Source organism: Sunxiuqinia elliptica, from assembly GCF_900113005.1.
Classification (GTDB): Bacteria; Bacteroidota; Bacteroidia; order Bacteroidales; family Prolixibacteraceae; genus Sunxiuqinia; species Sunxiuqinia elliptica.
Genome location: NZ_FONW01000008.1, coordinates 156,046 through 181,444, shown reverse-complemented (window position 1 = coordinate 181,444; position 25,399 = coordinate 156,046). Strand labels below are relative to the sequence as shown.

General features: G+C 41.8%; 24 protein-coding genes. 8 read left to right on the top strand and 16 right to left on the bottom strand.

Annotation, left to right across the window (positions count from 1 at the left end):
- Positions 1–10 precede the first annotated feature (10 nt).
- From yidC to BM156_RS14795, 4 genes are all read left to right on the top strand, one after another.
- Complete coding sequence (yidC, locus tag BM156_RS14810) at positions 11–1,942, top strand: membrane protein insertase YidC (protein WP_093920672.1); 1,932 nt, start codon at positions 11–13, stop codon at positions 1,940–1,942.
- A 73-nt stretch (positions 1,943–2,015) separates the two neighbouring features.
- Positions 2,016–2,414: a thermonuclease family protein gene (locus tag BM156_RS14805; RefSeq protein WP_093920671.1), complete on the top strand. Its 399-nt coding sequence runs from the start codon at positions 2,016–2,018 to the stop codon at positions 2,412–2,414.
- 52 nt (positions 2,415–2,466) lie between these two features.
- Positions 2,467–2,793 carry an antibiotic biosynthesis monooxygenase family protein gene (locus BM156_RS14800; protein WP_093920670.1) on the top strand — a complete coding sequence of 109 codons (327 nt, stop codon included), beginning with the start codon at positions 2,467–2,469 and terminating at the stop codon, positions 2,791–2,793.
- Positions 2,794–2,897: 104 nt separating this feature from the next.
- Positions 2,898–4,538 (top strand): dipeptidyl-peptidase 3 family protein, encoded by a 1,641-nt coding sequence (locus BM156_RS14795; RefSeq protein ID WP_093920669.1) that lies wholly within the window; start codon positions 2,898–2,900, stop codon positions 4,536–4,538.
- A 95-nt stretch (positions 4,539–4,633) separates the two neighbouring features.
- Here the strand turns inward: BM156_RS14795 and BM156_RS14790 are convergent, their stop codons facing one another.
- From BM156_RS14790 to BM156_RS14715, 16 genes are all read right to left on the bottom strand, one after another.
- The gene (locus BM156_RS14790) at positions 4,634–5,065 is read right to left on the bottom strand and encodes a hypothetical protein (RefSeq protein ID WP_093920668.1); all 432 of its coding nucleotides are present in this window, start codon (positions 5,063–5,065) and stop codon (positions 4,634–4,636) included.
- Between the two features lie 111 nt (positions 5,066–5,176).
- Positions 5,177–6,490 (bottom strand): hypothetical protein, encoded by a 1,314-nt coding sequence (locus BM156_RS14785; RefSeq protein WP_093920667.1) that lies wholly within the window; start codon positions 6,488–6,490, stop codon positions 5,177–5,179.
- 223 nt (positions 6,491–6,713) lie between these two features.
- Positions 6,714–7,115: a VOC family protein gene (locus BM156_RS14780; protein WP_093920666.1), complete on the bottom strand. Its 402-nt coding sequence runs from the start codon at positions 7,113–7,115 to the stop codon at positions 6,714–6,716.
- Between the two features lie 165 nt (positions 7,116–7,280).
- Positions 7,281–8,021, bottom strand: coding sequence for a redoxin domain-containing protein (locus BM156_RS14775; protein WP_093920665.1), 741 nt, complete (start codon positions 8,019–8,021; stop codon positions 7,281–7,283).
- A 456-nt stretch (positions 8,022–8,477) separates the two neighbouring features.
- Positions 8,478–9,329 carry a GNAT family N-acetyltransferase gene (locus tag BM156_RS14770; RefSeq protein ID WP_093920664.1) on the bottom strand — a complete coding sequence of 284 codons (852 nt, stop codon included), beginning with the start codon at positions 9,327–9,329 and terminating at the stop codon, positions 8,478–8,480.
- A gap of 37 nt (positions 9,330–9,366) precedes the next feature.
- The gene (locus BM156_RS14765; protein ID WP_093920663.1) at positions 9,367–9,816 is read right to left on the bottom strand and encodes a GNAT family N-acetyltransferase; all 450 of its coding nucleotides are present in this window, start codon (positions 9,814–9,816) and stop codon (positions 9,367–9,369) included.
- Complete coding sequence (locus BM156_RS14760) at positions 9,803–10,030, bottom strand: hypothetical protein (protein ID WP_093920662.1); 228 nt, start codon at positions 10,028–10,030, stop codon at positions 9,803–9,805. The genes BM156_RS14765 and BM156_RS14760 overlap by 14 nt, the downstream gene beginning before the upstream one ends.
- A 263-nt stretch (positions 10,031–10,293) precedes the next feature.
- Positions 10,294–11,472: a sialidase family protein gene (locus tag BM156_RS14755; RefSeq protein ID WP_093920661.1), complete on the bottom strand. Its 1,179-nt coding sequence runs from the start codon at positions 11,470–11,472 to the stop codon at positions 10,294–10,296.
- Positions 11,473–11,680: 208 nt separating this feature from the next.
- Positions 11,681–12,580: a TraB/GumN family protein gene (locus BM156_RS14750; RefSeq protein ID WP_093920660.1), complete on the bottom strand. Its 900-nt coding sequence runs from the start codon at positions 12,578–12,580 to the stop codon at positions 11,681–11,683.
- Between the two features lie 334 nt (positions 12,581–12,914).
- On the bottom strand, positions 12,915–13,346 hold the full coding sequence (locus tag BM156_RS14745; protein WP_093920659.1) for a DUF3788 family protein: 432 nt from the start codon (positions 13,344–13,346) through the stop codon (positions 12,915–12,917).
- Positions 13,347–13,411: 65 nt separating this feature from the next.
- Positions 13,412–13,999, bottom strand: coding sequence for an MBL fold metallo-hydrolase (locus BM156_RS14740; RefSeq protein ID WP_093920658.1), 588 nt, complete (start codon positions 13,997–13,999; stop codon positions 13,412–13,414).
- Between the two features lie 27 nt (positions 14,000–14,026).
- Entirely contained in the window at positions 14,027–14,941 is a 915-nt protein-coding gene (bla, locus tag BM156_RS14735) for a class A beta-lactamase, subclass A2 (RefSeq protein ID WP_093920657.1), read from the bottom strand.
- 148 nt (positions 14,942–15,089) lie between these two features.
- On the bottom strand, positions 15,090–15,590 hold the full coding sequence (locus BM156_RS14730) for a MepB family protein (protein ID WP_093920656.1): 501 nt from the start codon (positions 15,588–15,590) through the stop codon (positions 15,090–15,092).
- A 27-nt stretch (positions 15,591–15,617) separates the two neighbouring features.
- The gene (locus BM156_RS14725; RefSeq protein WP_093920655.1) at positions 15,618–16,643 is read right to left on the bottom strand and encodes a GldL-related protein; all 1,026 of its coding nucleotides are present in this window, start codon (positions 16,641–16,643) and stop codon (positions 15,618–15,620) included.
- 237 nt (positions 16,644–16,880) lie between these two features.
- Positions 16,881–18,788 carry an AMP-dependent synthetase/ligase gene (locus BM156_RS14720; protein WP_093920654.1) on the bottom strand — a complete coding sequence of 636 codons (1,908 nt, stop codon included), beginning with the start codon at positions 18,786–18,788 and terminating at the stop codon, positions 16,881–16,883.
- Between the two features lie 378 nt (positions 18,789–19,166).
- Positions 19,167–20,216, bottom strand: a complete 1,050-nt coding sequence (locus tag BM156_RS14715; RefSeq protein WP_093920653.1) for an aldose epimerase family protein — start codon at positions 20,214–20,216, stop codon at positions 19,167–19,169.
- Positions 20,217–20,579: 363 nt separating this feature from the next.
- Here BM156_RS14715 and BM156_RS14710 point away from each other — a divergent pair, with 363 nt between their 5' ends.
- The 4 genes from BM156_RS14710 (at position 20,580) to BM156_RS14695 (ending at position 25,251) form a co-directional block, all read left to right on the top strand.
- Positions 20,580–21,578 carry a GntR family transcriptional regulator gene (locus tag BM156_RS14710; RefSeq protein ID WP_093920652.1) on the top strand — a complete coding sequence of 333 codons (999 nt, stop codon included), beginning with the start codon at positions 20,580–20,582 and terminating at the stop codon, positions 21,576–21,578.
- 93 nt (positions 21,579–21,671) lie between these two features.
- Positions 21,672–22,724, top strand: a complete 1,053-nt coding sequence (locus tag BM156_RS14705) for a UDP-glucose--hexose-1-phosphate uridylyltransferase (protein ID WP_093920651.1) — start codon at positions 21,672–21,674, stop codon at positions 22,722–22,724.
- Positions 22,725–22,748: 24 nt separating this feature from the next.
- Entirely contained in the window at positions 22,749–24,038 is a 1,290-nt protein-coding gene (locus BM156_RS14700; protein ID WP_093920650.1) for a galactokinase, read from the top strand.
- A gap of 304 nt (positions 24,039–24,342) precedes the next feature.
- A complete protein-coding gene (locus tag BM156_RS14695; RefSeq protein ID WP_093920649.1) occupies positions 24,343–25,251 on the top strand; it encodes a metallophosphoesterase in 909 nt (302 codons plus the stop codon).
- Positions 25,252–25,399: the final 148 nt, after the last annotated feature.

Genomic DNA, 25,399 nt, shown 5'->3' with positions numbered 1-25,399 from the left:
AAAGAATACTATGGATAGAAACACGGTTATCGGGATTGTACTGATCTTTGCCATCCTGATTGGTTTTACCTACTTAAACAGTCCTTCGCAAGAAGAGATTGAAGCAGCTAAAAGACAACAGGATTCCATTGCTCAGGTCGAAGCGATACGAGCTCAAGAGCTAGCGGCGCAAGCTCAAATGAACGAAATGGAGAAGAGCTTGGCTGCCGAGAATAATCAGCAAGCTGATTCGGGAGTCGTTGCGAGTGATGTGCGCGACAAATTTGGGGCTTTTGCAGAGGCTGCCTCTGGCGACGAGGAATTCATCACCCTTGAAAATAACCTGATGAAGTTAACCATTTCAACCAAAGGTGGAAAGATCTATTCCGTTGAGTTGAAAGGGTATCAAACATACGATTCGCTTCCTTTGATCTTGTTTGAAGGAGACGATAATCTATTTGGCTTTAACTTTTTTGCCCAAAATCGTAGCATTCGTACTGACGATCTTTTCTTTACGCCTTCAGTAAGTCAGAAGCAGCTTGTTGTTTCAGGCCCTGAAGTTAAAGTGGGGAAATTGGGACGTGAAAAGTACAACGAAGAAAATGGTGGCGAATCAAAGAGTCTGGCGATGCGCCTGAATGCGGGTGAAGGACGCTATGTTGAATACAACTATACGTTGAAGCATAACTCTTACTTGGTCGGATTTGATGTAAACAGTGTTGGGATGAACCAGTTGTTGTCGCAGAACACTAACTATTTGAATTTCAACTGGGCATTTGCAGCACCTCGCCAAGAGCGTAAATCGCAGTATGGAGAGGATCGGTATACGACCATTAGCTACAAGTACTTTGAAGACGATGTTGAAAAGCTGAAAACAGCAAAGACCAGCGAAGAAACACTGAAGACCAAAGTGAAGTGGGTTAGCTTGAAGCAATTATTTTTCAACTCGACGATTATTGCCGATGAAGCCTTTCCGACGGCTGATGTACGCTATGAATATTTGGAAGACGATCCAGATTATGTAGGTCGTTATTTTACAGATATTGCATTGCCTTACGATGGCAACCAGCAAGAAAATCATCACCTGGAGTTCTACTTTGGCCCCAACCATTACAACACGTTAAAACAGTATGATTTGTCGCTGGAGCGCTTGATTGACTTGGGCTATGCAATTGTTCGTCCGGTTAATAAGTGGCTGATTATTCCGGTGTTTAACTTTTTGCGTAAATACATCGATAACTTTGGAATCATCATTCTGTTGTTAACGATTTTCATCAAAATGATTGTTTTCCCATTCACCTATAAGTCTTATATCTCGCAGGCCAAAATGCGTGCTTTGAAGCCCGAGATTGATGAGCTTAACGAGAAGTTTGGCAAAGACAAGGCGATGGAGAAACAGCAGGCGACTATGGCTTTGTATAAGAAGGCTGGCGTGAATCCGATGGGAGGTTGCTTGCCGATGTTGTTACAGTTTCCAATTCTGATTGCGATGTTCTTCTTCTTCCCAACATCTATTGAGTTGCGGCAGGAGAGTTTCTTATGGGCAACGGATTTGTCATCTTATGACTCCATTTTGAACTTACCATTCACGATTCCATTTTATGGCGATCATGTGAGTTTGTTCTGTTTGCTAATGACTGTGACGACTATTTTCTCTACGAAGATGAACTCACAGGCTGCTAGCAGTCAACAAATGCCGGGAATGCAGACCATGATGTACATTATGCCTGTCATGTTCTTGTTTATCCTGAATAACTACTCTTCAGGATTGAGTTACTACTACTTCTTGGCTAACTTAATCACCATTGGTCAGATGTACTTATTCCGTACCATGATTGATGAAGATAAAATTAGGATGCAGCTTCAGGTAAATAAAAAGAAGTCAGGACCAGTTAAAAAGTCGAACTTCCAGAAGCGACTGGAAAAAATGGCTAAAGAACGGGGAATGCAACTTCCAAAATAATATTTGAAAATGCTGTCAAAACTGACAGCATTTTTTTTGTAAATTATCGTCTGTAATTTTAAAATTATAAACGATGTTTCAATATCAAGCCGAAATACAAAAAGTAATTGATGGCGATACCTACGTCATCGATATTGATTTAGGATTATCAGTTTGGGTGCGCGGTGAGCGGATCCGTTTATACGGAGTAGATACGCCTGAAATTTATGGAGTAAAGAAGGACTCCGAGGAATACCAGAAGGGACAAAAAGCTTCAGCATTTGCCAAGTCTCTGATCAAAAAAGGAACGCCGGCAATTGTGGAAACAATGAAGGATGAGAAGGGCAAATATGGGCGTTATTTAGCGGTTCTATACATTCGAATCCCTGAAGAGCTCATGGAAGGACAAGGACAAATAAGGGCTATTGGAGACTTTTTCTGTTTGAATGATTTGCTGCTGGCGAAAGGATTAGCTGAACCATACTTCTTATAACCGAGTTGGTTCCACTGTAAACGAATTGTTGTTTCAGAATAAAACGAAACTGATGATTGCAAAAACACCTCAGCCGCCGTACTATTCGGTTATTTTCACTTCAGTAAGAACAGCACTAGAGCCAACAGAATATGGGCAAATGGCTCAGAAAATGGAAGAGATAGCCAAGTTACAGCCGGGGTATTTAGGAATTGAATCGGCCCGGAATGATTTGGGAATAACAGTCTCCTACTGGGATAGCGAAGAGGCAATTCGGAACTGGAAAGCACAGCTTGAACATCGTTTGGCACAGAAAATGGGGAAGGAGCGTTGGTACCAATCTTATAAAGTTCGTGTTGCCCGCGTAGAACGTGATTACGATTTTGGTGTGAAAAGCTAAACAAGTACCGGGACTGTTAAAATCAACAGCAGATTGACTACCAAAAACTGCGGAATAGCTTTATTTTTGTGGTTCTGTTGACAATTCAAAACAACTAGTACAATATGAAGAACCTTATCTGTTTGATGACAATTGGGGCAGGCTTGCTCCTTGGGGCTTGCACCAGTAAGCCTAAAGAAAATAATCGTATGAAAACTGAGATTGAAAAGAAAGCTGATGAGTTTGTGTCTTTCAAGTTGACAACTGATTTATCAGTGCTGACGGAGAAAGAAAAACAGATGCTTCCACATTTATTTCAGGCAGCTCAAATTATGAATGAGATATTCTGGATGGAAGCATTTGGCGATAAAGAGGAGGTGTTGGCTAAAGCAACAAGTCCGGCAATGGAGAAGTTTATCCGAATCAATTATGGACCTTGGGAACGTTTGAGTGCCAATGAGCCATTCATTGAAGGTTATGGGGAAAAACCTGCCGGAGCCAATTTCTATCCGGTTGATATGACCAAAGCGGAATTTGAGGCGTGGGAGGAACCATCTAAAACAAGTTTATATACACTCATTCGTCGGGATGAAGATGGTAAATTGAAGGCCATTCCTTATCATGAGGCTTTCAGTAAACAAATTCAAGAGGCTGTTGGACACTTACGTCAAGCGGCAGAGTTGGCTGAAGATGAAGGTTTGAAAAAGTACCTGGAGCTAAGAGCTGAAGCTTTGTTGACTGATGAGTATTACGAGAGCGATGTGGCATGGATGGATATGAAAACCAACACGATTGACTTTGTTGTTGGACCGATTGAAAATTACGAAGACCAGTTGTTTGGATATAAAGCAGCACATGAAGCATTTATTTTGGTGAAAGATAAGGCTTGGAGTAAAAAGCTGGAGAAGTATGCCGCTTTGCTTCCAGACCTGCAGAAAGCTCTTCCAACAGCCGATCAATACAAGAGTGAAATGCCAGGTTCTGATTCCGATTTGAATGCTTACGATGTGATTTATTACGCCGGTGATTGCAATGCCGGAAGTAAAACCATTGCGATTAACTTGCCCAATGACGAGCAGGTTCGAGCAAACAAGGGAAGTCGTAAGTTGCAACTGAAAAACTCCATGCAAGCCAAGTTTGATCAAATCCTGATGCCAATTACTGACTTGCTGATTGTGAAAGAACAGCGTGGTCATGTGAAGTTCGATGCTTTCTTCGAAAACACGATGTTTCACGAGGTGGCTCATGGCTTGGGAATGGGAAATACTGTAGACGGTAGCCAAACGGTGCGCGAAGCCTTGAAAGAAACTTACACCTCACTGGAAGAGAGTAAAGCTGACATTTTGGGCCTTTGGGTTGTGTACAAATTGCATGAAATGGGCGAATTTACCGACAAAGACTTAATGGATAATTTTGTCACCTTCATGGCCGGAATCTTCCGTTCTGTGCGTTTTGGTGCAGCCAGCGCTCATGGTAAAGCCAATATGATCCGTTTTTACTATTTTCAGGAGAAAGGCGCTTTTGAGCGTGATGCCGAAACGGGTATGTATCGTGTGAACTTCGAAAAGATGAAGCAAGCGATGATTGACTTGTCTGATTTGGTCTTGACAATTCAAGGTGATGGCGATTACGAGCAATCTAAATCGTTATTGGAAGAAAAAGGTTTTATTCGCGAAGAGCTACAACTTGACTTGGATCGTATCAGTGAAGCAGGAATTCCGGTCGATATTGTTTTTGAGCAAGGACCTGAAGTGGATGGTTTGTAAAGATAATTTCAGAAGAATATACAAAAAGCCCGAGACAATCATCTGCCTCGGGTTTTTTGTATTTGTTGTTTTGGCTAACTCTTTGCTGAAGCAGCTTATTGATTAATCGTTATATCATGCTTCAGCAGCGTGTATTTATCTACGTAGGTATCTTTTGTTTCAGATCGATAGTCTCTCGAAAATTCAATTGTTTTGGCTGTCTCAGTTAAAAGGTATTTGCCGTCAAGAATTAATGTCCCGTCAAATTCTGCGGTCCATGCACAATCGTTTTCAAAGATGATGGTGTCTCCGTCTATTGAAAAGGTTCCATTACAAAGTGCCGGATACTTGTTTTTATCGCTAGAGCCAGTCCAACGATTTTCCTCAAACGTCAATGTGATATTTGCGGTGTCACTTTCGCTCCATACAACCTCACGCTGAAAAGTTCCGATATAGCTTCCTTGCAGTGATGATGGTTCTCGTAGCTCCTCTTTTTCACAACTTGCAAAAAGTAAAAGAGCTAAAACTAGGTAAGAATATATTTTCATAATAATTGTTTCTTCTATGATGAAAATAAGTCTTGAAGGTTGCGTTAAAAAGCTATTCTTTGGATTATTTTTTCAATATGAGCTAATTTATGTCTTTATCTAGATTGGTTCTTAGCTGATGCGAAGGCCAATATTTAATCCAATCCAGCCTTTTAGGCTATGTTTATCACCTTTGTGGCTAAATAAATGGTAAGGAGCAAAATGACTCTCAAAAGCTTGCCCATCTTTGCGGGTGTTATCCGAAAGCATCAGGTTCACTGTTGGTCCGGCAAAAAGCGAAAGGTTTTCATTTATTGCTTTTGAGAAATTCAGTTTTATCTGCTGAAGGCTATTGTAAGTGCTTGTCCAGTTATCATTTTCGTTGACATGGAAAGACATCAATTCCAGTTGGGTGCGGAACTTATCGGTTGCAATCAGGTGGGTTCCTAATCCATACCCAAGGCCCCAGGCAAAATCATTTCCAACAAACTGACTGCCAATGGCAAAAATATTGTAGAACTGTTTAACTCCTGTCTTGAAGGCTAGTTGTGCATTAAAGGCTTCGCTGGCTGAGAATTCGAATTCGCGGAATCCGTTTTTCCGGACAAAGCTGAGAAAGCCCACAGGAACGCCATTCTCCAATGAATCTGTGATATTGATAAATCCAAGCTGGAACCCGTCCAGCTGTTTGGCGACGTTGATAAAACCTGAGATCTGGGCTCCGTCAACATGGCCTCGAGAAAAGTTACCAAAACCGGCTAACTGAAGTCCTTCCACGTCACCGGCAGCCGCATTCATAAAGCCAGCAGCTTGAACCTTTTCCATTTTGTTCTTGCTAATATTTAAGAAACCTGCTGCCTGAACACCGTGGACTTCTCCCATGGTGATGTTGGCAAAACCAGCAAGCTGCACTGCTCGGCCATTTCCTTTGACGACATTGGCAAATCCTGATGCTTGCATGCCATCCACATCTTCACAAAAGTTGGCAAAGCCTGCAAGCTGAATAGCCATTGATTTTCCATTGGTGAAATTGGCAAATCCCGATGCCAAAACGCCGTGTGCTTCGCTGTAGTTGAAGTTGGCAAAACCAGCAAACTGGAAACCCCGGGAAACAGCACGGTTAAAGTTGCTAAAGCCGGCAAACTGAAATCCGGTAAAATCGCCATTTACAAAGTTTCCAAAACCAGCGAACTGGGCTCCTCGAACAAAGTCACGCTCGGTATTGCTAAAGCCGGCAAACTCAATTCCTGAGAGCCCTGCCGAATAGCCGGAGATGAGGTTTAGTGATACTTGATTGATGCAATTCCCTGCATTGGTACCGTTGGTGCTGAGAGGTGGAAAAATGCCAAAAGCAAAAGGAACTTTGTCGTAGTTGCCATAGCTTTGGGCACTAAGTTGATTGATGGCTAAAAGCCAAACAAGGGTGGTAACTAAAAATGTCTTCATTTGGTTAAGTAATTTTTTCTGATCATTGTACGTGTTCTAGTCCAAAAAAGGCGCAGCCCTGCAGGCTTAGCAGAGCAGCTTCAAAGATAGAGACAAGCTTTTTCATTGGAGGTTGCAATTTGTTATGTTTTTTTGCAATTTTTTTTGGATGAAGAGGGCCTGCTCTTTTAAAGCTTGATTAGTAGAGAATAGGTAATTACTTTTTGGGGTGGAGCTGAGTTGCTTATTCGATAATTTTTTCGGCAAAGGCAATGATGTGTCCATCGGGATCGGCAAAGTAGCATGCCCGATCTCCCCAATCTCGGTTTGCTATGGGACTAATTTGTTTTACTCCAAGTCTGCTGGCATGCTCAAATTCGAATTGAAGGTCGTCAACATACAAGTAGAGTTCACAGCGTGGAATCCCATTTCCTAAGTTGGGGTGAGGAGTCTGCTTAGCTAGTATTTTGGCAATCCCTTTATTGGGCATCAGTCCAAGTTTACAGTTATCGCTTAGCGAAAATTCAGTCATGCCCTGCACATTCAAGCCCGGCTCACACCTGAAAAGCTTTTGATAAAAATGAGTACTTGTTTCCTGCTTGTCGACGTACAGGATGATTTGCATGTGCTGGATGTGTTTGGTCATTGAAATAGCAGATCAGATTCGATGATTGAGTTTTTTTTGATTCTCAAAATAAAGATAGTGGATTTGATCGGATGTTGTTGCCGAATCTGAAATAGAAAAAGGGAGCTTCCTCCCTTTTTCCTGCTGTTTAATTCATTGCATTATTATAGATGAATCGCAATGTTATTATCTTGAAGTTAAACTTGCTGTTGATTTCTTAAACCACATCCGATCTCCTACATTATAATAGTCGTTTTGCAGGCTTGGATTTTCGGCCAAGTCTTTTGAAGTGTATGGATAGTAGGGAACAAGCATATCATCTCCCAGCTCCCAATTGGCAGGTGTTAGCAATTGAGTGGCATCGGCTGTTTGCAAGGCGGCAATGGTTCGCTCAATCTCCAACATGTTTCGTCCCACCTCGATGGGATAGAAGTTGATCGAACGTACCATGTTGTTGGGATCCAGAATATAAACCCCTCGAATATCGCGGCTGGTACTGGCCGGAGAATGCAACATTCCGTATTTTATGGACGATTGCATGTTTGGGTCTTCGATTAATGGAAAATGAATCTGTTGTTTTCCTCGGTTTTTATAGTCGAGTTCCTCCAAGTGGGCTTTCCACATGCGGTGTTGATTAACCTCATCGGTAGAGATAACGGCAAACTTGACATTCATTTTGGCAAGTTTCTCATAAAGGTAAGCAAGTTCAAGTAGTTCCGAAGAGCAAACAGGCGTGAAGTCTTTGGGATGGCTAAAGAGGATTTTCCAGCTGGAGCCGAAGTCATCTGGAAATGTAAATTCGCCGACAGTTGATTGGGCAGTAAATGAAGGAGCTTTGGAGCCAATAAGAGGAATCTGCTTGTTTTGAGCTTCAGCTAGGCCTGCAAAGAGGATGCTGATTAAGAAAAGTGTTATTCTCGTTTTCATAATGCTTGTGTGTGTTGATGACGGGCTATTGTGCTAAAATTGATAAGAAAGTATACAGGAAGAGTATTGGATGAGCAAGGCAAGAGGTTTTATTCTTGTTTTACTCAAAGGGTCGATTGCTTTTAAGACCTGCAGATCTTTTATTGTTGCCAGCAACGGGGCAAATAAACGATAGTTGAATAGGGGAAATCAATACGTGATTTCCGAACCTTTTATTGTTCATTGATTGATATACTTAAAACAGAGATAGGCTTAATGTATTGATGGCTAGTATGTCATTGAATTAGCACTTTACAGTGTGGATACTTGTCGAAAATCATAAAAAACGTTAAAAAGTCGCTGATTGTCAGGGTTTTTTTGAAGAATAAGACAGTCGGTTCAAGAAGTAAGCAAGTTTTGTGTGTTTTTGGGCAAATAAGAAGAGGTTGTCCGTGATTGGTGATTATGAAATGAGGTTCAGAGTTGCCTGGTCATTTCAAATTGTTTGCCTGTAACAAGAATGTTTTTCGACTCTAAAAAACGATTAAGTGAATCGCAAGATACTTCAGCATTGATGATTTTAATTGAATCGTTTTGATTCCAGTTTAGTGCTTCCTGAAGAAGCAAGCTGCCAACTCCTTTTCTACGGTGATTTTTGGCAACGGCCAATTGAGGAAGGTCGCCCGAGCTTACTTCGAGGATGACATAGCCAACAATTTCCTGGTTAAGCTGGGCCGCAAAGATTTTAAAAGCGTCTGGCTTTCGCTCAATCGCATCGAATGTGTTTTGCCAGGAGGGGGAGAAGTCTCCAAACTTGCTCAGCTGTCTGCAAGTCGCTAAACTAATGGGCTGAATGCGATAAGAAGCGTCGGATGTTGATCGCTTAAGATTGAGCTGTTCGTTCTCTTGAATGAAGTAATTAAACTCCCGGCTAATTTCGAAGCCTAACTTCTGATAGACGGATACTGCCGGGCTGTTGTGTTGCAACACTTCGAGCAGGTATTGCTCAATTCCGGCTGCTTTAAGGATTGGAATGGCGTGTTTGAACAGTTTGGTGGCCAATCCTTGTCCACGGAAAGCCTTGATGGTGCCGGTTCCGGTGTCGTACGCAGTTGACCGTTCCTTGAAATTCCCAATGCCATTGAAAGTAAACGCAACGATGGAGCCCTTTTCGAAAGCAGCAACCGATAATTCAGGAACAAAACCACGCCGGTTCAGCATGCTTTGTAATTGCTGCTTGCTCAATTGCATTTCGTAATCGACGAACGCTTGGCTGAACGCTTCATAGATTTGGTCGAATGGGACGTGACGGAGCGATTTGATTTCCATGCTTGCTGACTTCAATTGATTCAATGATTGGCGCTGGTTATAATTGGGCTTGATAAATTCGGGATTTTTCGCCCCAGGGATGGTAGCCTTGTGCGAGGTAGTTAAACCCGTATTTTTCGTAATAACCAATGTGGTCGGTACACAGGTAGAGGGATTGAAATCCGGCTTTTGCCGAGTCTTTTTTTACCTGTTCCAACAGAATAGATCCATAGCTATTTCCGCGGTGCTGCTCTTCGATAAATAAGGCACACACCCACGGATACAGATCCATCCGACTGATGAAATCGTTGGTAATTAGTCCGGCGCAGCCGATGATTTTGTCTTCATTCATGAGCAGATACCATTGGGGCAAAGGCGCCGATGCTTCGATGCTATGATTGATGCAATCTTCGTAAATGACTGGTAATACCCCTTTCCAATTCTTCTGGAAATAGGCAATTGCCATGTCTTTGTAGGCTGGCTGTTCGCGTACACTAATTACGTTCATTGGTGTTTTCTACTTGTTGGTTGTTCGTTCTTTTTCGGCGGCGGCGGATGTGTACTTTAATGGCTGTGAGAATAAACCAGGCGGCTACGCCAAGTACAAAAATAAGCTCTCCATACGGGTAATGTTGAAGCTGCATAATTGCGCCGGCCAGGACGATCAGGGCCGATCCGGCTAAAAGTGTTTGTAGGAGTTGGTCTGTTTTCTTTTCGTTCATAGAACTGTCATTTTGGATGAGGTACCTGCTGTTTGTTGGCTATCAGGGAATTCTCGTTGATAGTATGTTGAATAGCTTTGGTCGTTGGTTAACGGGTGCCCTTAAATCTGTTTATTACAAAAACGATTTTTGTGGTCTACTTATGTGTTTTTGCAACGACTCATCCTTTTTTCAGTTGAGCAATTTACGAAAAGAAAAGGATCAATTGACTGACGTTTTTTATGTTTTGAAATGTTTTACCTGCTTTTTGAACGAGTCCCAAGTTAGGGGAGTTGCTTGCTAAGCAAAGTTCCGGGCTGGATCAACTCATTGGGATTGAACGAAACAAAGACCATCTTTTCATAAGGATGATCTTGGCCAGCTTCGAAGAACAGGCCAATTTGACCGTTGGGCAGTTCGGCCAGGGATGAATAAGCCGAAGGGCCTGCATAAATCAATTTTGAATTGGACCAACTCTTGGCCTCATCAAAACTACATTGAATGCTCATGTGAGTGCGTCCTTGGGGAACCGCGGGATTGGCAAAGAGCAAAGGGCGTCCGGCGTGATTGCTTAAGCGAATGGTGCTGGCTTGGCAAACAGATTCAACCAAGTGAGGAGCAAGCTCCGGCGCTGACCAGCTCTCGCCACCATCGTGGCTGTAGGATACGGCACGACAGGATTTACCATGATAGGATCGCATATTCATCATCAAAGTACCATCGATCAGTTCAACGACCTGGCTTTCGTTGACCTTGGGATGGATTAATTCGCTCATTCGCCAGCTGGCTCCGCCATCATCACTCAACAGGACGTGCGCACCATAGCCGAAAGTTCCCTTGACGGCTTCAGCGTCCTGCTCAACGGTGTAGCTGTTATTGCACGGAATAACCAAGCGATTTTTGTAAGCTGCTGCTTGTAGCTGGATCCCAACTCCGGGGCCGGTGGCATACCATCCCCAATCTGGATCTTTGCAAGTGGTTTTCAGGGAAATCGGTTCGGACCAAGTTTGCCCGTCGTCATCCGAATAGCACAGGTAAGGAATACGTGTCTGCTGGCTTTGCTTGCGAATGATGGCATCTTCCGAATCACTTCCTAAATTCCATGTCATGAACAGGTAAATACGTCCGCTGGTTTGGTCAACAACCGGACACGGATTTCCACAGGTATTGGGGCCGTCGTCCCAGACTACAATCTGCTCTTCCCAGCTACGTCCCTGGTCGGTTGAGCGACGCAGCAAGATGTCGATATCGCCGGAATCTCCGCCTTCACGTCCTTCGGCAAAAGCCAAAAGGGTGTGTTGGGGAGTCACTAAAAGCGAAGGAATACGATAGTTGTTGTGGCTGCTGTCGGCTTGGCTCCATAATACCTGTACGATTGGTTTATCCGATGTTTTCGGAGTTTGGCAGGAAGCATAAAGTAGAGTGAAACAGCCAAACAGAAGGATGAGATTCAAAATTTTCATAAGCGGTTAACTAGTTGGAGCAATTTACAAAAACAAAACCAGCATGTGAACCTGGTTTTTATGCTTTAGAGAGATGACTTTGCTTGTGATCACTCAGGAGCTTTTCATCATGATTAAGCTAGGAGGAACAGGGATTCTGTTCGGTTGATAGATGTTGCTGGGGCGGATTTCGACGCCGGACCTACAATATGTACTTTGCTACCAAACGTTATTTGTTTTTTAAGTCAATTTTATACGGTCTTATTATACATCCCTTTTGCTCTAAAAGATTTAAGACTCCGTTTTCATATGGTAAATGTGCTGCTCCAATGGCAACAAATAAACTTTTAATATTTATCAAGCTGTCTATTTTTTCTGCCATTCCAGTATTTCTTAAAATCATAATTGAGTCGGAAAATACATCCGGTGGATATAAAGCCAAATCTTGTTCTGAATATTTTTGGAAAATATCAATACCCGAATCATTGTCATTATACTTGTCAATTGATTTTTTTAGTAGCTCTAAAGATTTTTCATATGAAAGGTCAAGTCTAATAAGCCAATCAATTTGTTGTTGTCCTGTTTCTAAAGGAATTGTTTTATATCCTTTTTTGTTGGCATAATTAAATAAGTCAGATTCAGGTCTATAATTAACAGAAACAAAATTCTGAGTTTTTATTAATTCCCTTTCTGCTTCAATATAAGTGCTTAAAATTGTTGGTCTCATAGAGTTAAGGTAGGGTTTAAATCTTTTTAAGAAATAGTCCGAGGAATCTGCAATTTGCATCAAATTTTCATAATATTTCTTTTCAAGCCGGGTTGAAATTTTCAAATCTTCATCCTTTAAATACAAGTATTTATTGATTTTCTTCAATTGATTTACTTGTCCGGGAATTATTTCTAAACATAGATTTTTACATTTGTCAATAAGAGTTTTTATTGTTTCAATAGGGAAATTTAACTGTGTTGTATCTAAAACGTGAATCGTCCCGAGAATATATGCTACATTAGCATCTCCTGGTTTTTTGATTTCCCAGAGCACTGAATTAGCATAGTCACTTTTTTGTGCTTTGCATGATGAGAGTCCGATAAAAATTACAATTAATAAAATCAGTTTTCTAAAATTCATGGTCTGATCAATCTTGGTTTTTATAATGTTTGGTAACTATGGAATAGGTCATGCTGCGCTATTGCTGAGGCATGCTGCGTTATCGGATAATAGATATTCTCGAAGTTATGAAGTATATTCCATCGAGAACATCTATGGTTCGATAGGGAATGATTCTTTTGCTACATCGAATAATTGCTATGCCTTAGCGCCGTAAGCCCATTCGATAGCGAATTGCAATCATTCCAAAGGGAATTGTCTTGCTGATCCAGGGAATAATCGTGCTGCGCTGGAGCTTTACCCCTGAGTTTCCTCGCTTTTAGCTTATTCCTCAACGCACCGTTCTGTGGGGCTTTTACTTTAAGCTGCTTTTATAGGCTGCGATTTTCTTGAAGTCTGCCAATTGATCAGCCTCCTGAATATCCAGGATAACAGGTAGTAGTCTCCCAATGGGCTTTTGGGCCAGAAATGTTGATTTTATATTTTCATCGATGGCTAGTTCCAGGAGGCCGGGGCTGGTTTTCTCTGTGAAATAGAAGCCCGATTTGATGATACCTTCCCAGAGCGAAATCCAGACAATGGTTTTTTTCTTGCGAGTTACCTTGCAGAGCCAGGCTTTGCCATCCTTGTAAAATCGCCATTCCGTAGCGAGTCCCAGTTCCGCAAGAATGGCTTGTTGCTCTTCGAACGTTTGATACAGTTGGGCACTCATGATTGCTTTGAACAAATCAGCACTGGGTGTTTGTTCCGGATCTTTTAGGAGTTGTTTGGGTGTTTCTGTTTGCATGGTTGAGTTGTGGTTATTTGTTTTTGATCATCTTGTTTGTCTTGTCCTAAAGCATCATTCGGCTTTTAACGATCCACTTTAAAACGCTTGCCGTGCCCGGGGATGATGTAATCTGCCCAAGCTAAGAGTTTCTTTCGGCTGGCCATCAGTGCTTGATGATCCATGTCTGGGGCTTGGCTGGGATCTTCCTGGTTAAGGTCGGGAAGCTGTGCTTCACCATCCAGCCACCAAAATACATCGCCAGCAATGGCTATCTTCCCTTCCTGAGTATCGACCAGTAGTGAAAGGTGTTCCTGCACATGTCCGGGCGTATCGATGATTTCAATGTCTTCACCAAACAGATGCGTATCGAACTCAAGCATAACATCGTTATCATAGAGTAGGTGGGCGTCAAAGGTGACATACTTTGCTCGCTCGAAAAGACAAGCTAGCAGGGTATGATCCGGATGTCGGTGTGATAAAAAAACGTAGTCAATGGCATCGGTTGATAGATCTTCGCGGTCTAAAGCAGCGAGCAAAGCTTGTCGGTTACAACCGGGATCGGTGATGATTTTATAGTTATCAGTCGTGATTAAGCAGCTGGTAGAGCTGGCTTGCCATCCTGTTGGCAGCTCCCGGGCATATCCTTCAATTAAGATTTTTATTGTCGCCATCGTCGTTGAATTCGCTTAAAAGATCAATTATTGTTCTTCTTTATTAAGGAAGTAATCCCAGGCCAATTTCGAAATTTGAGCGATAAGCTGTTGATTGGTTTTATTATCCTCCATCGAGTCGCTGACCAGGATGCTTAGATAAAAATAGGAGCCATTGGGCAAAAAAACAATTCCAATGTCATTTAAAGCACCAGTTAAGCCTTGTTCGTTTTTCCCGGAATGACCTGTTTTGTGTGCAACAACCGCATCCTTAGGCAAAAGGCCTCTGATACTTTTCTTTCCGGTTGTTGTCCCTTTCAATATATCCAATAGAAATTGATGATTCTCCGTACTTAAAAGCTGGGAGCGGTTTTCAAAAAACAGCTGTAACAATTGATTGGTCGCATGTGCTGTGGTCCAGTTCTGGTACTGGTGGCTCCAATCCGACTGCATAAGCAGCTCGTTGTAAACAATGGCAATGTCTTTGATTCCGATTTGGTGGAGGTACGATTGGACCACTTCGGGGCCCCCAACAAGCTGAAAAAGCAAGTCGCAACCCAAATTGTCGCTTAGAGAGACCGTATATTTGAGGAGCTCCGCAACAGAAACATTCGCTCCCTGAGGATATTTTTCACGCAGCGGGCTATACAGATGCTGATAGCGATCCACCTTGTTTTTATCGAAGGAAAGTTGATGATCCAAGCTGAACTTCCCCTGGTCAATCTGCTCGAGTACAGCCAGAGCCAAGTGAAATTTGAATACACTTTGCATAGGCATGTGTCTGTCGGCATTAATGGAAAGTGTGTCATGCATTGCAGTCCCTTCGATGGCAACGGCAACCGTTGCTGACTTATCTTTTAAGATCTGGTTGATTTCGTCACGTAAAGGTTCAATCGTTTGAGCTTGTGAAAAAATAGAGGCAAAAGAAAAGAATAGTGAAAAGAATACTGTTTTGGGAGTCATTTGTTTGCTGTGTTTTTATTTCAAATAGGAAGGTGGCATTTGAAATGAGTTAGGTTTATCTGAAAAAGTTTGAATATAATTCGTTAAAAATCTAGATTAACATTGATTAAACGATCAACCTATTCAGAATATTTTGTTGTTAGAGCTGTTATTTGGGCAACTGGTAAAGTGTTTTGACTTGGTTAAAGTCAGTGTCTTCGTCCAGCAGAAAGAAATAGTTAAGTTGCCAACTTTGAGTCTTTCCAGCTTGCGTGCTTGTTGCCTTGTCCCAAGCCGGATATACACGAAAACCTCTTTTCCCATCCTTTTTATCTGTGCTCAGAATCCCTTGAGCTTTTAGTATTGATTTGGGGAAGACAAATTGCCCGATGCTATTTTCTTTACTCACGTTGATTACCAGAAAATCGAATTGATCATTTTCCGAAAATGGTTCGGTAATTCCCGCTTCATTGCGTTTCCAGCAAGTCACAAATTGACCTGTTTTTTTGGGTGTGATTTTAGCTGTTCTGCAAATTATTTTCAATTCGTTTAGTCGAAATTGGCAAGCTGCATACGCTTTGCCTTCCTGTTCATGGCTTAGGTTGGAAATTTGTAGTTTGCAGGCTTCGTAAACCGAAACCTCAATTTGATTTAAAATGGTGTTATTCATTTTCAATATTGTATGAATGACTATGAGTTATTTTATGATTAAGTCAAATTTGGGAGTAAATTTCCCTTCCAATGGATGGTTTAACAATACTTTTAGAGTATCTCCTTTTTGAGCTTTTGGAACTATGTGAAAAATATCATTTCCGAATGAAATATGTCCTTTGGTTACTGCGAGTCTTGCGTGTTTAATCGGATAATTAAAAATGTTTATTTCATTAACGGCGTTATTTTTTACGGAGTCCAATGAAAGGAAACAATGGTTTTCGTAAAAATCAAAAATAGTTTTGTTGAAGGGAAATGTTCTAAAGCTGAGATCATTTATGTCGTAATAATATTGTATTGTAGAATTTGAGTCTTGAAGAGAATAGAATGAGAGCTCTCTTATTTTTCCATATTGATCAACACTAAAAGTTTTTTTTAATTTCCCTTCGTCCCAATTTTGAAATAGAACAAGGTTATTATCTGGATTGATAACTTTCAGAGTATCTACGAGCTTCCTGTTAGATAATTTGTATTGAAAGGTCCAGTGGTTAATTTGGTCCGTTTGATATGAGCTTTCTTTTATGTCTTTTGAATGATTTAGAGCTTGCGAGTTAGGAAATAATACTTTAGTTGATAATACTACTATTGCTCCAATCATGCCCAGCGTAGTACGTTTCAATATTCGTTTATATATTTTGAGTTGGGAGGTCTTTTGTTTGTTTAGAGTAATTACTGAAACAAGAAAAGTTAGTACTAGCCCAATAATGATTAGTATAGAAGAATATGTCCAGTGGTTAAGTTTAAACAAGGTTCCCGTACAAATCAAAGACAAACTAAATCCGGTCGCTCTAGATAGTACGATTAGTGGCTTGGGTATTTCTTTATATGAGCTTTCTCGTAAAGAATTTTTTGGTTTAATTTTATTGAAAAGTGCTTTCCCAAATAGGAGATAGTAGAATCCCAATCCTCCCAATGTAAAGAATAAAAATAAGCCACCATAAGGTAGTAAGTTAAGTTTTAGGATCAGAGAAATGGCTGTTAGTATTATTAAAACCTTTTCAACTTTAGTCATTCTTTTAATATTTATTCTCTAAAAAGGAAGCCCAATTTAGCAAAATAAAATGATAAGTTGAGTGATGCTTTGATGTTCTAGCGCGATTGGTGAAGGGGTGTAATTGGCTAGGAAACGGGCGATCGTGCCGGCGAAACTGAAGTTATGGGGGAGGGGGGCCTGTTGCCAAACTTTACGCAAGACTTTCCTATCACAGAAAGTCTTGCGCAAAGTAGCAGACAGTTTAATGGGATGGGCTTAGCTGTTCCATTTTTTTATGGCCTCCAGGTTACGTGGATTAACCATGTTCTTGGATTCAGGGGTGTATAAAAAGCTCAGCTCATCAGCAAAATAATCGTTGATTTTGCCGCGTACCATTTTCATGAGTGAATTCAGCAGGTGATTCTTCTCCGTAAAGGCTTCAGGAAGCACAACCACAGTTGCTGGCAGCCATCGTTGCGGGAACATGGCTTCGTATTCACCACCGCTGCGGTATTTATTCAATTCGGCTTGTAACAGGCGAACACTCTCTTCATTACCTTCATCGGTTCCCGGAGTCAGTCCTTTTAGCTTTAATTCTTGATTGATCGCTGCAATGTTTGGAACAATCATTCCGCTGGTATAAGGATTCTGGTTATTATAAAGCATGCATTGGTCAATCAGTTTCGATTGGTCCACAATGGCCTCTTCAATTCCCTCAGGACTGAATTTCTCGCCATCATTTCCAATTAGCAAACTTTTGAAACGTCCGAGGACATACAGGAATCCATCCGGATCAACGTAACCCATGTCGCCGGTGTGCAGCCAGCCATCCTGAATGGTTTCTTCGGTTGCTGTTGGGTTGTTCCAGTAGCCAAGCATCACATTATCACCTTTAATAATAATCTCACCTTTTTCGCCGGTTGGCAATTCACGTCCTTCTGCATCGACAATCTTCAACTCCATGTGTTTTACGGGTTTTCCCGACGATCCAAATTTGATGGCGTGCAGCGCGTTGGATGAAATGACAGGCGAGGCTTCAGACAAGCCATAGCCTTGACACATGGGCATCCCTATAGCATAGAAAAAGCGTTGCAACTCAATGTCGAGCAAGGCTCCACCGCCGATAAAGAATTGAAGTTTGCCTCCAAATCCTTCACGTATTTTCGAAAACAGAATTTTATCGTAGAAGGCGAGTAATGGCTTGTAAATAAATCGTAAGCCTTTGCCACGGTCGTGTCCATAGCTGTTGTATCGGTAAGCGATTTTCAGTGCATGATTAAACAGTTTCTCTGCCGTTTTTCCTTGCTGCCGAATGCTTGACTCGATTCCTTTTCGGAAGTTTTTAGCGACAGCTGGCACACTCATTAATATGGTTGGCTGAATTTCTTTAATATTCTTCGGAATGTTTTTCAAGGTTTCCATGGGGGTGGCACCGGTTTCCAGCGAGGCAATGCTGGCTCCGTTGTACATGAGGCAGTAAAGACAAGCCGTGTGGGCAAATGAGTGGTCCCACGGAAGAAAAGCCAGCGTTTTCCATTCAGAGGTAATGTCCATGAGGGTGTTTGACTGAATGGTGTTGGCTGCATAATTCAAGTGCGTCAGCATAATTCCTTTGGGATCAGCTGTTGTGCCACTGGTGTAGGAAATATTGGCCAAATCATTGGGCTGAATCGCTTGGTAGCTGGATTCAATTTTCCCGGGATGATCTTTGATGAATTGCTTCCCTTGGGCAATAATGTCATCGTATAGCAGGTCGTCGGGACCGGGGTTTTCTTTTGGGTCCAGGTAAATCACCTTTTCTAATCCCGGAAGTTCGTCGCGGATGGCCTCAATTTTGGCAGCTTGTCCTTTGGAGACAATCACCATTCGTGCCCCAGAGTGGGAGAGACGAAACTTGAGTTCGCTGGATTCGTCCAGTTTGACGGATAGCGGAACATTGACACCTCCTGCATAAAGCATGCCCAGCTCGCTAATGATCCAACGGTTGCGCCCTTCTGAAACCAGCCCGATACGGTCGCCTTTTTCAATTCCCAAAGCCAGGAAGCCAGCTCCTAACTGGAGGACTTCATCCCGGGTTTGACGGTAGGTGGTACCTTGGTATTTTCCATTGGCTTTTTCCCACAGGTAAATGTTTTCGGGGTACTTTTGTACACTCGTTTCAAAGAGCTCAATGATCGTTTTCATTTGTTTATCTTTTTTATTTTCAGTGGTTCTCCTTTCAAACATCAGGAGAACTCGCACAATATCGTCATCCCCTTTGTGATGATCTTACCATGCTTGTTTTTTAGCGTTAAAATTAAGTGTGGCGGAAGTCCAATTCTCCTAAGGTATTTTCTGGCCTTCGGATTTTTGGATAACATGTTTGTTGTTGATGTGTGTTCATGCTGATGCTCTTTCCGTCCAGTTTTTGACAGTTACCAAAAATACAATTTTTTTTAAATTTCGATGAAAAGGGCTTGAAATACCGTCGGGGCGCTAGATCTGGATAGGATAGGCGACTAAAAAAACGACCTGCTTTATTCGTTAAGCAGGTCGTTCTTGAATCGTATAATTCGATTCGAATTAGTTTGTCAAGCCAAATTTGTAAATGGTTTGTTCCTGGTATTTTTCGCCGGGAGCCAATTCGGTTGTTGGAAACTCCGGATGGTTGGGCGAGTCTGGATAGTGTTGTGTTTCCAACGCTACGCCGGCATACTTGCCTAAACGTTTTTGTCCGTCAATGGTCAATTCTGGAATCCAAAAGCCAGTGTAAACCTGAATTCCGGGCTGAGTGGTAAACACTTCAATCTGGCGTCCGCTTGATGCTTCCTGGAGTCGGCCGGCAAAACGCAATTCCCCGGTTTCATTGTTCAACACAAAGTTGAGGTCGTACCCATCGGGCAGGCTGTCGATATCCTTGCCCAATTTTTTGTTGGTTGTAAAATCAAAAACTGTATCGGCCACCGGAACAATTTTCCCTGTTGGAATCTGTTCAATGCTGTCTGTATAATGAGTGGCGGTCAATTCCAATTCATGACCTTTGATGTCTTCTTGTCCAGCTGTTAGGTTGAAATAGCTGTGATTGGTCAGGTTAACAATGGTCTTTTTATCGGTCTCTGCTTCGTAGCGAATGCTTAGCTCATTGTTGTTATTCAGGGTGTAGGTACAGCTGACAATCAATGTGCCTGGATAGCCTTCCTCACCATCAACGCTGGTGTAACTGAGCTTAACCCCGACTTCTTGATCTGTTTGAAAGGTTTCGCCAGCCCATAATTTTTTGTCAAAGCCTTCCAAGCCTCCGTGTAGATGGTTGGGCCCATTGTTTACAGCTCCCGTGTAATCCACGCCATCAATGGAATATTTGCCATTGGCAATGCGGTTTCCATAGCGGCCAATGATGGCTCCCAGGTAAGGATAATTGTCCAAGTACTCTTTACTCAGGTAGTCTTCCAATTTGTCGAAGCCACAAACGACATTCGCTGTTTCTCCTGCTTTATCAGGTGCTTCAACCGAAGTAATGATGGCTCCGTAATTTGTGATTTTTACAGCAAGCTGATTATCGTTGGTTAAGGTGAATAAATCAGCTTGTTGTCCGTTAGGCAGTGTGCCAAAAGTTTTACTGGTTATTTCCATATCTCTATTATTTCATCTGTTTGTGATTCTTTATTTTAGGCAATTCCGGAATTCTCATCAACCTTGGTTATTCTTATTGAAGAATGTTGAATGAAGAAAATTCCTGCTCGTTTCATAAAAGATTATTTTCTTTCTATTTTATTGTCTTAACTTTCCATCCAATTGGCATACAGACAAATTTGGCATGTGCCAATTCCGGATGATTGTTACTGATGGCTGATGGTGAGGATTGTTCAGTCCGTTTGTATCGGCCGTCAATAAAGAAATTGTCGTACAAATGTACTAAATGATTCGTACTGGTAGGTACTGGTCGATAAAAATTTCTATTTTTGAGAATCTTAACCAAATAAAAAGAGAGAGTTCGTGAAAAATATTCAGATTGACGATACGTTGGGAGTTCCGAAATACCGGCAGATTATTAACTCGATTTATCAGGGGATTATTAATGGAAAACTAAAAGTAGGAGATAAAATACCTTCGCTAAACCAAATATGTGCAGAGTTTGATTTGTCGCGTGATACGGTGATGGTTGCTTTTAATGAGTTAAAAGCCAAGGGAATTATTAATTCAATTCCAGGGAAAGGCTATTACATTAATAGTACAGAAGTAAATGTTGATCAGCGTATTTTTTTGCTGTTTGATGAGTTAAATGCCTTTAAAGAAGATCTTTATACTTCATTTATTAATAGCCTCGATATCAAGTCGAATGTCGACATTTATTTTCATCATTTTAATTATCAGTTATTTAAGGATCTTGTTGTTGAGGCAGCCGGAAGCTACACCACGTATGTCATTATGCCGGCTACTTTTGATTATACTTCCGATATTCTTTCGGCATTACCGAAAGAGAATGTGTACATTCTGGACCGATTGAAAGAGGACTTGAAGGATTACCCTGTGGTATACCAGGACTTTGAAGCTGATGTGTATTCTGCTTTGGAGGAAGGGAAAGACTTGCTAGAGAAATATGACAAGCTAATTATGGTGTTTCCGGGAGGAAAAGAGCCAGAAGGACGGATGTTAGGCTTTCAGAAGTTTTGCGAGGAACATGGTATTGAACATGAAGTGGTCCGAAGCCTGATCAATCGGAATATTCAAAAAGGGGAGGCCTACTTTGTTCCGTCCGATCGCAACTTGGTGAAACTGGTGAAAACAGCCGATGCCAATCAGCTTAAGCTAGGAGAGGATCTTGGCATTGTTTCGTTTAATGATACCATGTTGAAGGAAGTGGTTGCAGGCGGAATTACGACAATCTCTACCGACTTTGAACTGATGGGAACTACCTTAGCGGAAATGGTCTCAGAACGAAGCAAAAAGCAATTGCGCAATCCATCGCGCTTAATCCGACGAAGTTCACTCTAATATGTTGTATAGCATAAAACTGATTCCGAGTAAAGCTGGCAATAATGGGTAGATTTGCCAACCAGTACCTACCAGTTGGTTAAAGAATAAACAATGACGAATTTTAATACAAAAGATCACCCCCACAAACGACTGAATCCCTTGACAAGCGATTGGGTTTTGGTATCGCCACACCGGGCAAAACGTCCGTGGCAAGGACAAGTAGAGAAAGCAATAGTTGATGAGCGTCCGGCTTATGATCCATCCTGTTATTTGTGTGCGGGAAATGAACGGGCTGGCGGAAAGCACAACCCTGATTATAAAGGCACTTACGTATTTACCAATGATTTCAGTGCTTTGCTAACAGACACGCCTGATGGTGGAACCGATGAAGGAAGCTTATTTCAGGCCAAAAGCGAGAGTGGAATTTGTAAGGTAATTTGCTTTAGCGAAGATCACAGCCTGACAGTTCCAGAGATGGACGTTTCTGCGATCCGTAATGTCGTAGATGTGTGGTGCGAGCAGTTCAATGAATTGGGACGCAACGATCAGATTGAATATGTGCAGATTTTTGAGAATAAAGGTGCGATTATGGGTTGTTCCAATCCGCATCCGCACGGACAAATCTGGTCCTCGTCATCGGTACCGGTAGAGCCAGCTCGTGAAACTGTTACTCAGAAAGCTTATTTTGAAAAAAATGGAAGCACTTTGCTGGGAGATTACCTGAAAGCCGAATTGGACAAGGAAGAACGTTTGGTGGTTAGCAACGAGCATTTTGTTGCTTTGGTTCCTTACTGGGCTGTTTGGCCTTTCGAAACCATGATTATTAGCCGCCGGCCGGTTCAAAACCTGTTGGAATTGACCGATGAAGAGCGGGATGGCTTAGCCGATATTTATAAGCAGTTGACGGTTCGCTACGATAATTTGTTCGAAACTTCTTTTGCTTACTCGGCAGGTTTGCACCAAGCGCCAACCGATGGAAAGGATTATCCTGAATGGCATTTGCACATGCATTTTTATCCACCACTATTACGCTCAGCAACAGTGAAAAAGTTTATGGTGGGATACGAAATGTTGGCCACACCGCAGCGTGATATCACTCCGGAACAAGCAGCTCAACGGTTGCGCGATTTGTCTCCGGTTCATTATAAGAAAACGAATCAATAATATTTTAATAGCCTACGAAAGATTATGACTAAAATTAACGTATTACTGGAAAAGATTAATGGAGGAGAGAATGCTCTTTTTCATGAACTATATGGAACTGAAGCAGGAACATTGAAAGCACAGGCTGAACGCTATGCCGATTTAATGGGCGAATTTGAAAAGACATTCGGTGGCGATGATGTTCAGCTTTTTAGTTCTCCAGGACGAACTGAGATTGGTGGAAACCACACCGACCATAACCACGGACGGGTATTGGCTGGAGCAGTGAACCTGGATAACATTGCTGTTGCAGCTAAGAACGATAGCAATATCATTCGAATTAAATCAGTTGGCTATCCTGAGTTTCAAGTGGATCTTTCTTCACTGGAAATTGATGAGTCTCAGTTTTTCACTTCCTCTTCCTTGGTAAAAGGTATTTGTGCCCGAATGAAAGAAGTAGGGTACACCATTGGCGGCTTTGACGCCTGCATTGAAGGTCGTGTCCCCAAAGGATCCGGTTTAAGCTCTTCAGCCTCATTCGAAGTATTGATTGGAGCAATTGTCAATGCGCTGTTCAACGATGGGAAAATGAGTGCCGTTGAAAATGCGATCATTGGTCAATGGGCCGAAAACAACTACTTTGGTAAGCCTTGTGGTTTGATGGATCAAACTGCTTGTTCGGTTGGTGGTTTAATTACCATCGATTTTGAAGATCCGGCTAAGCCAATTGTTAAAGAAGTTGATTTTGACTTTGTGTCGACCGGTTTTTCATTGGTGATTACCGATGTGGGTGGTGGGCATGATGATCCGGCTTCACAGGCAGAATATGCATCACTTCCAACCGAAATGAAATCGGTTGCTGCAGAATTAGACGCCAAAGTGCTGCGCGAAGTAACGTTGGAGCAAATCGTTGATAAAATTCCTGAAATCAGAACGAAAACAGGTGACCGTGCAATTTTACGTGCGTACCACTTCCAAGGAGATAACCAGCGGGTGGTTGAGCAAGTTGCAGCCCTTGAAAACAATGACTTCCAGTCTTTCCTAAAAATGGTTGTTGAGTCAGGCTACAGTTCCTACATGTACAACCAGAATATCTACGACATTGTACATAAAGACGAACAAGTGGTGTCACTTGGCTTGGCCTTAAGCGAAATGGTTTTGAAAGGACATGGAGCATGGCGTGTGCACGGCGGTGGATTCGGTGGAACCATCCAAGCGTTTGTTCCTCAGGAAAAACTCGAGGAATACGTGAAGACACTGGAGCATGTGTATGGCGAAGGAAAATGCCATACCTTATTTATTCGCTCGAAAGGAGCATCGAAGCTTGACCTTTAATTGACTATCGGTTTGCATTGATGTGAACATCGATAGGTAGCGAATGAAGCTGGCGACAGCTGTATTAAACGAAAAGTTCAAAAATAAGAACATAGCGATTATTTTTCTAGTTGATTTGAAAGTGCCGGTTAGCTTTTGCTGATCGGCACTTTTTTTGAGTAGGTTAGGTATTCCTGTAATATGGTATCTAATATCTATAATACAGTGATCGTTTTGGGTAAAAAAAAGTGTCCATATTTTTTTCCATATGATTTCGATTTGCTTTGAAAAGTTTTAAATTGCTCCCCGAATCCAAGAGCAATCTATGTACGATATTATAGGTGATATCCACGGACAGGCCAGTATGCTAAAGAGCTTACTCAAGTCGATGGGATATAAAAAAGAAAATGGGGTATTTTCGCATGAAAGTCGTAAAGCGGTGTTTCTGGGGGACTTTATCAATCGGGGGCCGGAAATACGTGATACCCTGATTTTGGTAAGGCGAATGGTGGAAGCTGGAAATGCCTTGGCCGTTTTAGGAAATCACGAACTGAACGCCATAATTTATGAGTTAAAAGATAAAACAGGCAAGCCAATTGCTAAGCGCTTATTAAAATACCGTTTACCGTTAAATCAAACCTTGGAAGAGTTTCTGCACATTCCTGATGAATATCGAAGTCATATTAAATGGTTGCGCACCTTACCGATGTTTCTGGAATTGGATGGCATCCGGGTGGTGCATGCTTGTTGGAAAGATGAGAACATCGCCTTATTAAAAGAAAGCTTGACTGAAGGTAAGTTGCGAAGGAGCTTTTTAAAGAAAGTGAGTAAAAATAACTCCGAGTTGTCAACCGCTTTCTGGCAAACTTGCAAGGGAATCGACTTCCAGTTACCTAAAGATTTGTTGGTTTTTGACAATAGAGGACAAGCTCGCAGGAGTTTTCGGTCGAAGTGGTGGGTCAATCCACAGGGACTAACTTTTAAAGAACTTGCTTTTGAGAGTCGGTTCGACTTACCCAATTATACCATCCCTGATGAGCTAAATATAACAAGGGAACCTTATGGGGAAGATGAGCCAATTGTATTTTTTGGTCATTATTGTTTAAGAAATGGCGCAAATATTTTGGCTCCGAACCTTTGTTGTTTGGATTCCTGTGTCAGCCGAAATGGGAAGTTAGCGGCTTATCGGTGGTCTGGCGAGAAAAAATTACTTGCCGAAAATATTGTCAAGTAAACTTGCTTTATTGTTTATCATTTTGAAAATAAGTATTCTAAAATTGAACCAAGAAATAGAGGGGATTTTACAGCGAAAAAAGTGACGTTTTTTTTCTCGTTTCCTATTGCAGAGAAAAAAAGAAAGTATATATTTGCAGAGCCTTTTG

What these genes read in the sequence shown, in the direction of transcription:
- yidC (WP_093920672.1), top strand. Translation starts at nt 11, where the DNA reads ATGGATAGAAACACGGTTATCGGGATTGTACTGATCTTTGCCATCCTG.
- BM156_RS14805 (WP_093920671.1), top strand. Translation starts at nt 2,016, where the DNA reads ATGTTTCAATATCAAGCCGAAATACAAAAAGTAATTGATGGCGATACC.
- BM156_RS14800 (WP_093920670.1), top strand. Translation starts at nt 2,467, where the DNA reads ATGATTGCAAAAACACCTCAGCCGCCGTACTATTCGGTTATTTTCACT.
- BM156_RS14795 (WP_093920669.1), top strand. Translation starts at nt 2,898, where the DNA reads ATGAAGAACCTTATCTGTTTGATGACAATTGGGGCAGGCTTGCTCCTT.
- BM156_RS14790 (WP_093920668.1), bottom strand. Translation starts at nt 5,065, where the DNA reads ATGAAAATATATTCTTACCTAGTTTTAGCTCTTTTACTTTTTGCAAGT.
- BM156_RS14785 (WP_093920667.1), bottom strand. Translation starts at nt 6,490, where the DNA reads ATGAAGACATTTTTAGTTACCACCCTTGTTTGGCTTTTAGCCATCAAT.
- BM156_RS14780 (WP_093920666.1), bottom strand. Translation starts at nt 7,115, where the DNA reads ATGACCAAACACATCCAGCACATGCAAATCATCCTGTACGTCGACAAG.
- BM156_RS14775 (WP_093920665.1), bottom strand. Translation starts at nt 8,021, where the DNA reads ATGAAAACGAGAATAACACTTTTCTTAATCAGCATCCTCTTTGCAGGC.
- BM156_RS14770 (WP_093920664.1), bottom strand. Translation starts at nt 9,329, where the DNA reads ATGGAAATCAAATCGCTCCGTCACGTCCCATTCGACCAAATCTATGAA.
- BM156_RS14765 (WP_093920663.1), bottom strand. Translation starts at nt 9,816, where the DNA reads ATGAACGTAATTAGTGTACGCGAACAGCCAGCCTACAAAGACATGGCA.
- BM156_RS14760 (WP_093920662.1), bottom strand. Translation starts at nt 10,030, where the DNA reads ATGAACGAAAAGAAAACAGACCAACTCCTACAAACACTTTTAGCCGGA.
- BM156_RS14755 (WP_093920661.1), bottom strand. Translation starts at nt 11,472, where the DNA reads ATGAAAATTTTGAATCTCATCCTTCTGTTTGGCTGTTTCACTCTACTT.
- BM156_RS14750 (WP_093920660.1), bottom strand. Translation starts at nt 12,580, where the DNA reads ATGAATTTTAGAAAACTGATTTTATTAATTGTAATTTTTATCGGACTC.
- BM156_RS14745 (WP_093920659.1), bottom strand. Translation starts at nt 13,346, where the DNA reads ATGCAAACAGAAACACCCAAACAACTCCTAAAAGATCCGGAACAAACA.
- BM156_RS14740 (WP_093920658.1), bottom strand. Translation starts at nt 13,999, where the DNA reads ATGGCGACAATAAAAATCTTAATTGAAGGATATGCCCGGGAGCTGCCA.
- bla (WP_093920657.1), bottom strand. Translation starts at nt 14,941, where the DNA reads ATGACTCCCAAAACAGTATTCTTTTCACTATTCTTTTCTTTTGCCTCT.
- BM156_RS14730 (WP_093920656.1), bottom strand. Translation starts at nt 15,590, where the DNA reads ATGAATAACACCATTTTAAATCAAATTGAGGTTTCGGTTTACGAAGCC.
- BM156_RS14725 (WP_093920655.1), bottom strand. Translation starts at nt 16,643, where the DNA reads ATGACTAAAGTTGAAAAGGTTTTAATAATACTAACAGCCATTTCTCTG.
- BM156_RS14720 (WP_093920654.1), bottom strand. Translation starts at nt 18,788, where the DNA reads ATGAAAACGATCATTGAGCTCTTTGAAACGAGTGTACAAAAGTACCCC.
- BM156_RS14715 (WP_093920653.1), bottom strand. Translation starts at nt 20,216, where the DNA reads ATGGAAATAACCAGTAAAACTTTTGGCACACTGCCTAACGGACAACAA.
- BM156_RS14705 (WP_093920651.1), top strand. Translation starts at nt 21,672, where the DNA reads ATGACGAATTTTAATACAAAAGATCACCCCCACAAACGACTGAATCCC.
- BM156_RS14700 (WP_093920650.1), top strand. Translation starts at nt 22,749, where the DNA reads ATGACTAAAATTAACGTATTACTGGAAAAGATTAATGGAGGAGAGAAT.
- BM156_RS14695 (WP_093920649.1), top strand. Translation starts at nt 24,343, where the DNA reads ATGTACGATATTATAGGTGATATCCACGGACAGGCCAGTATGCTAAAG.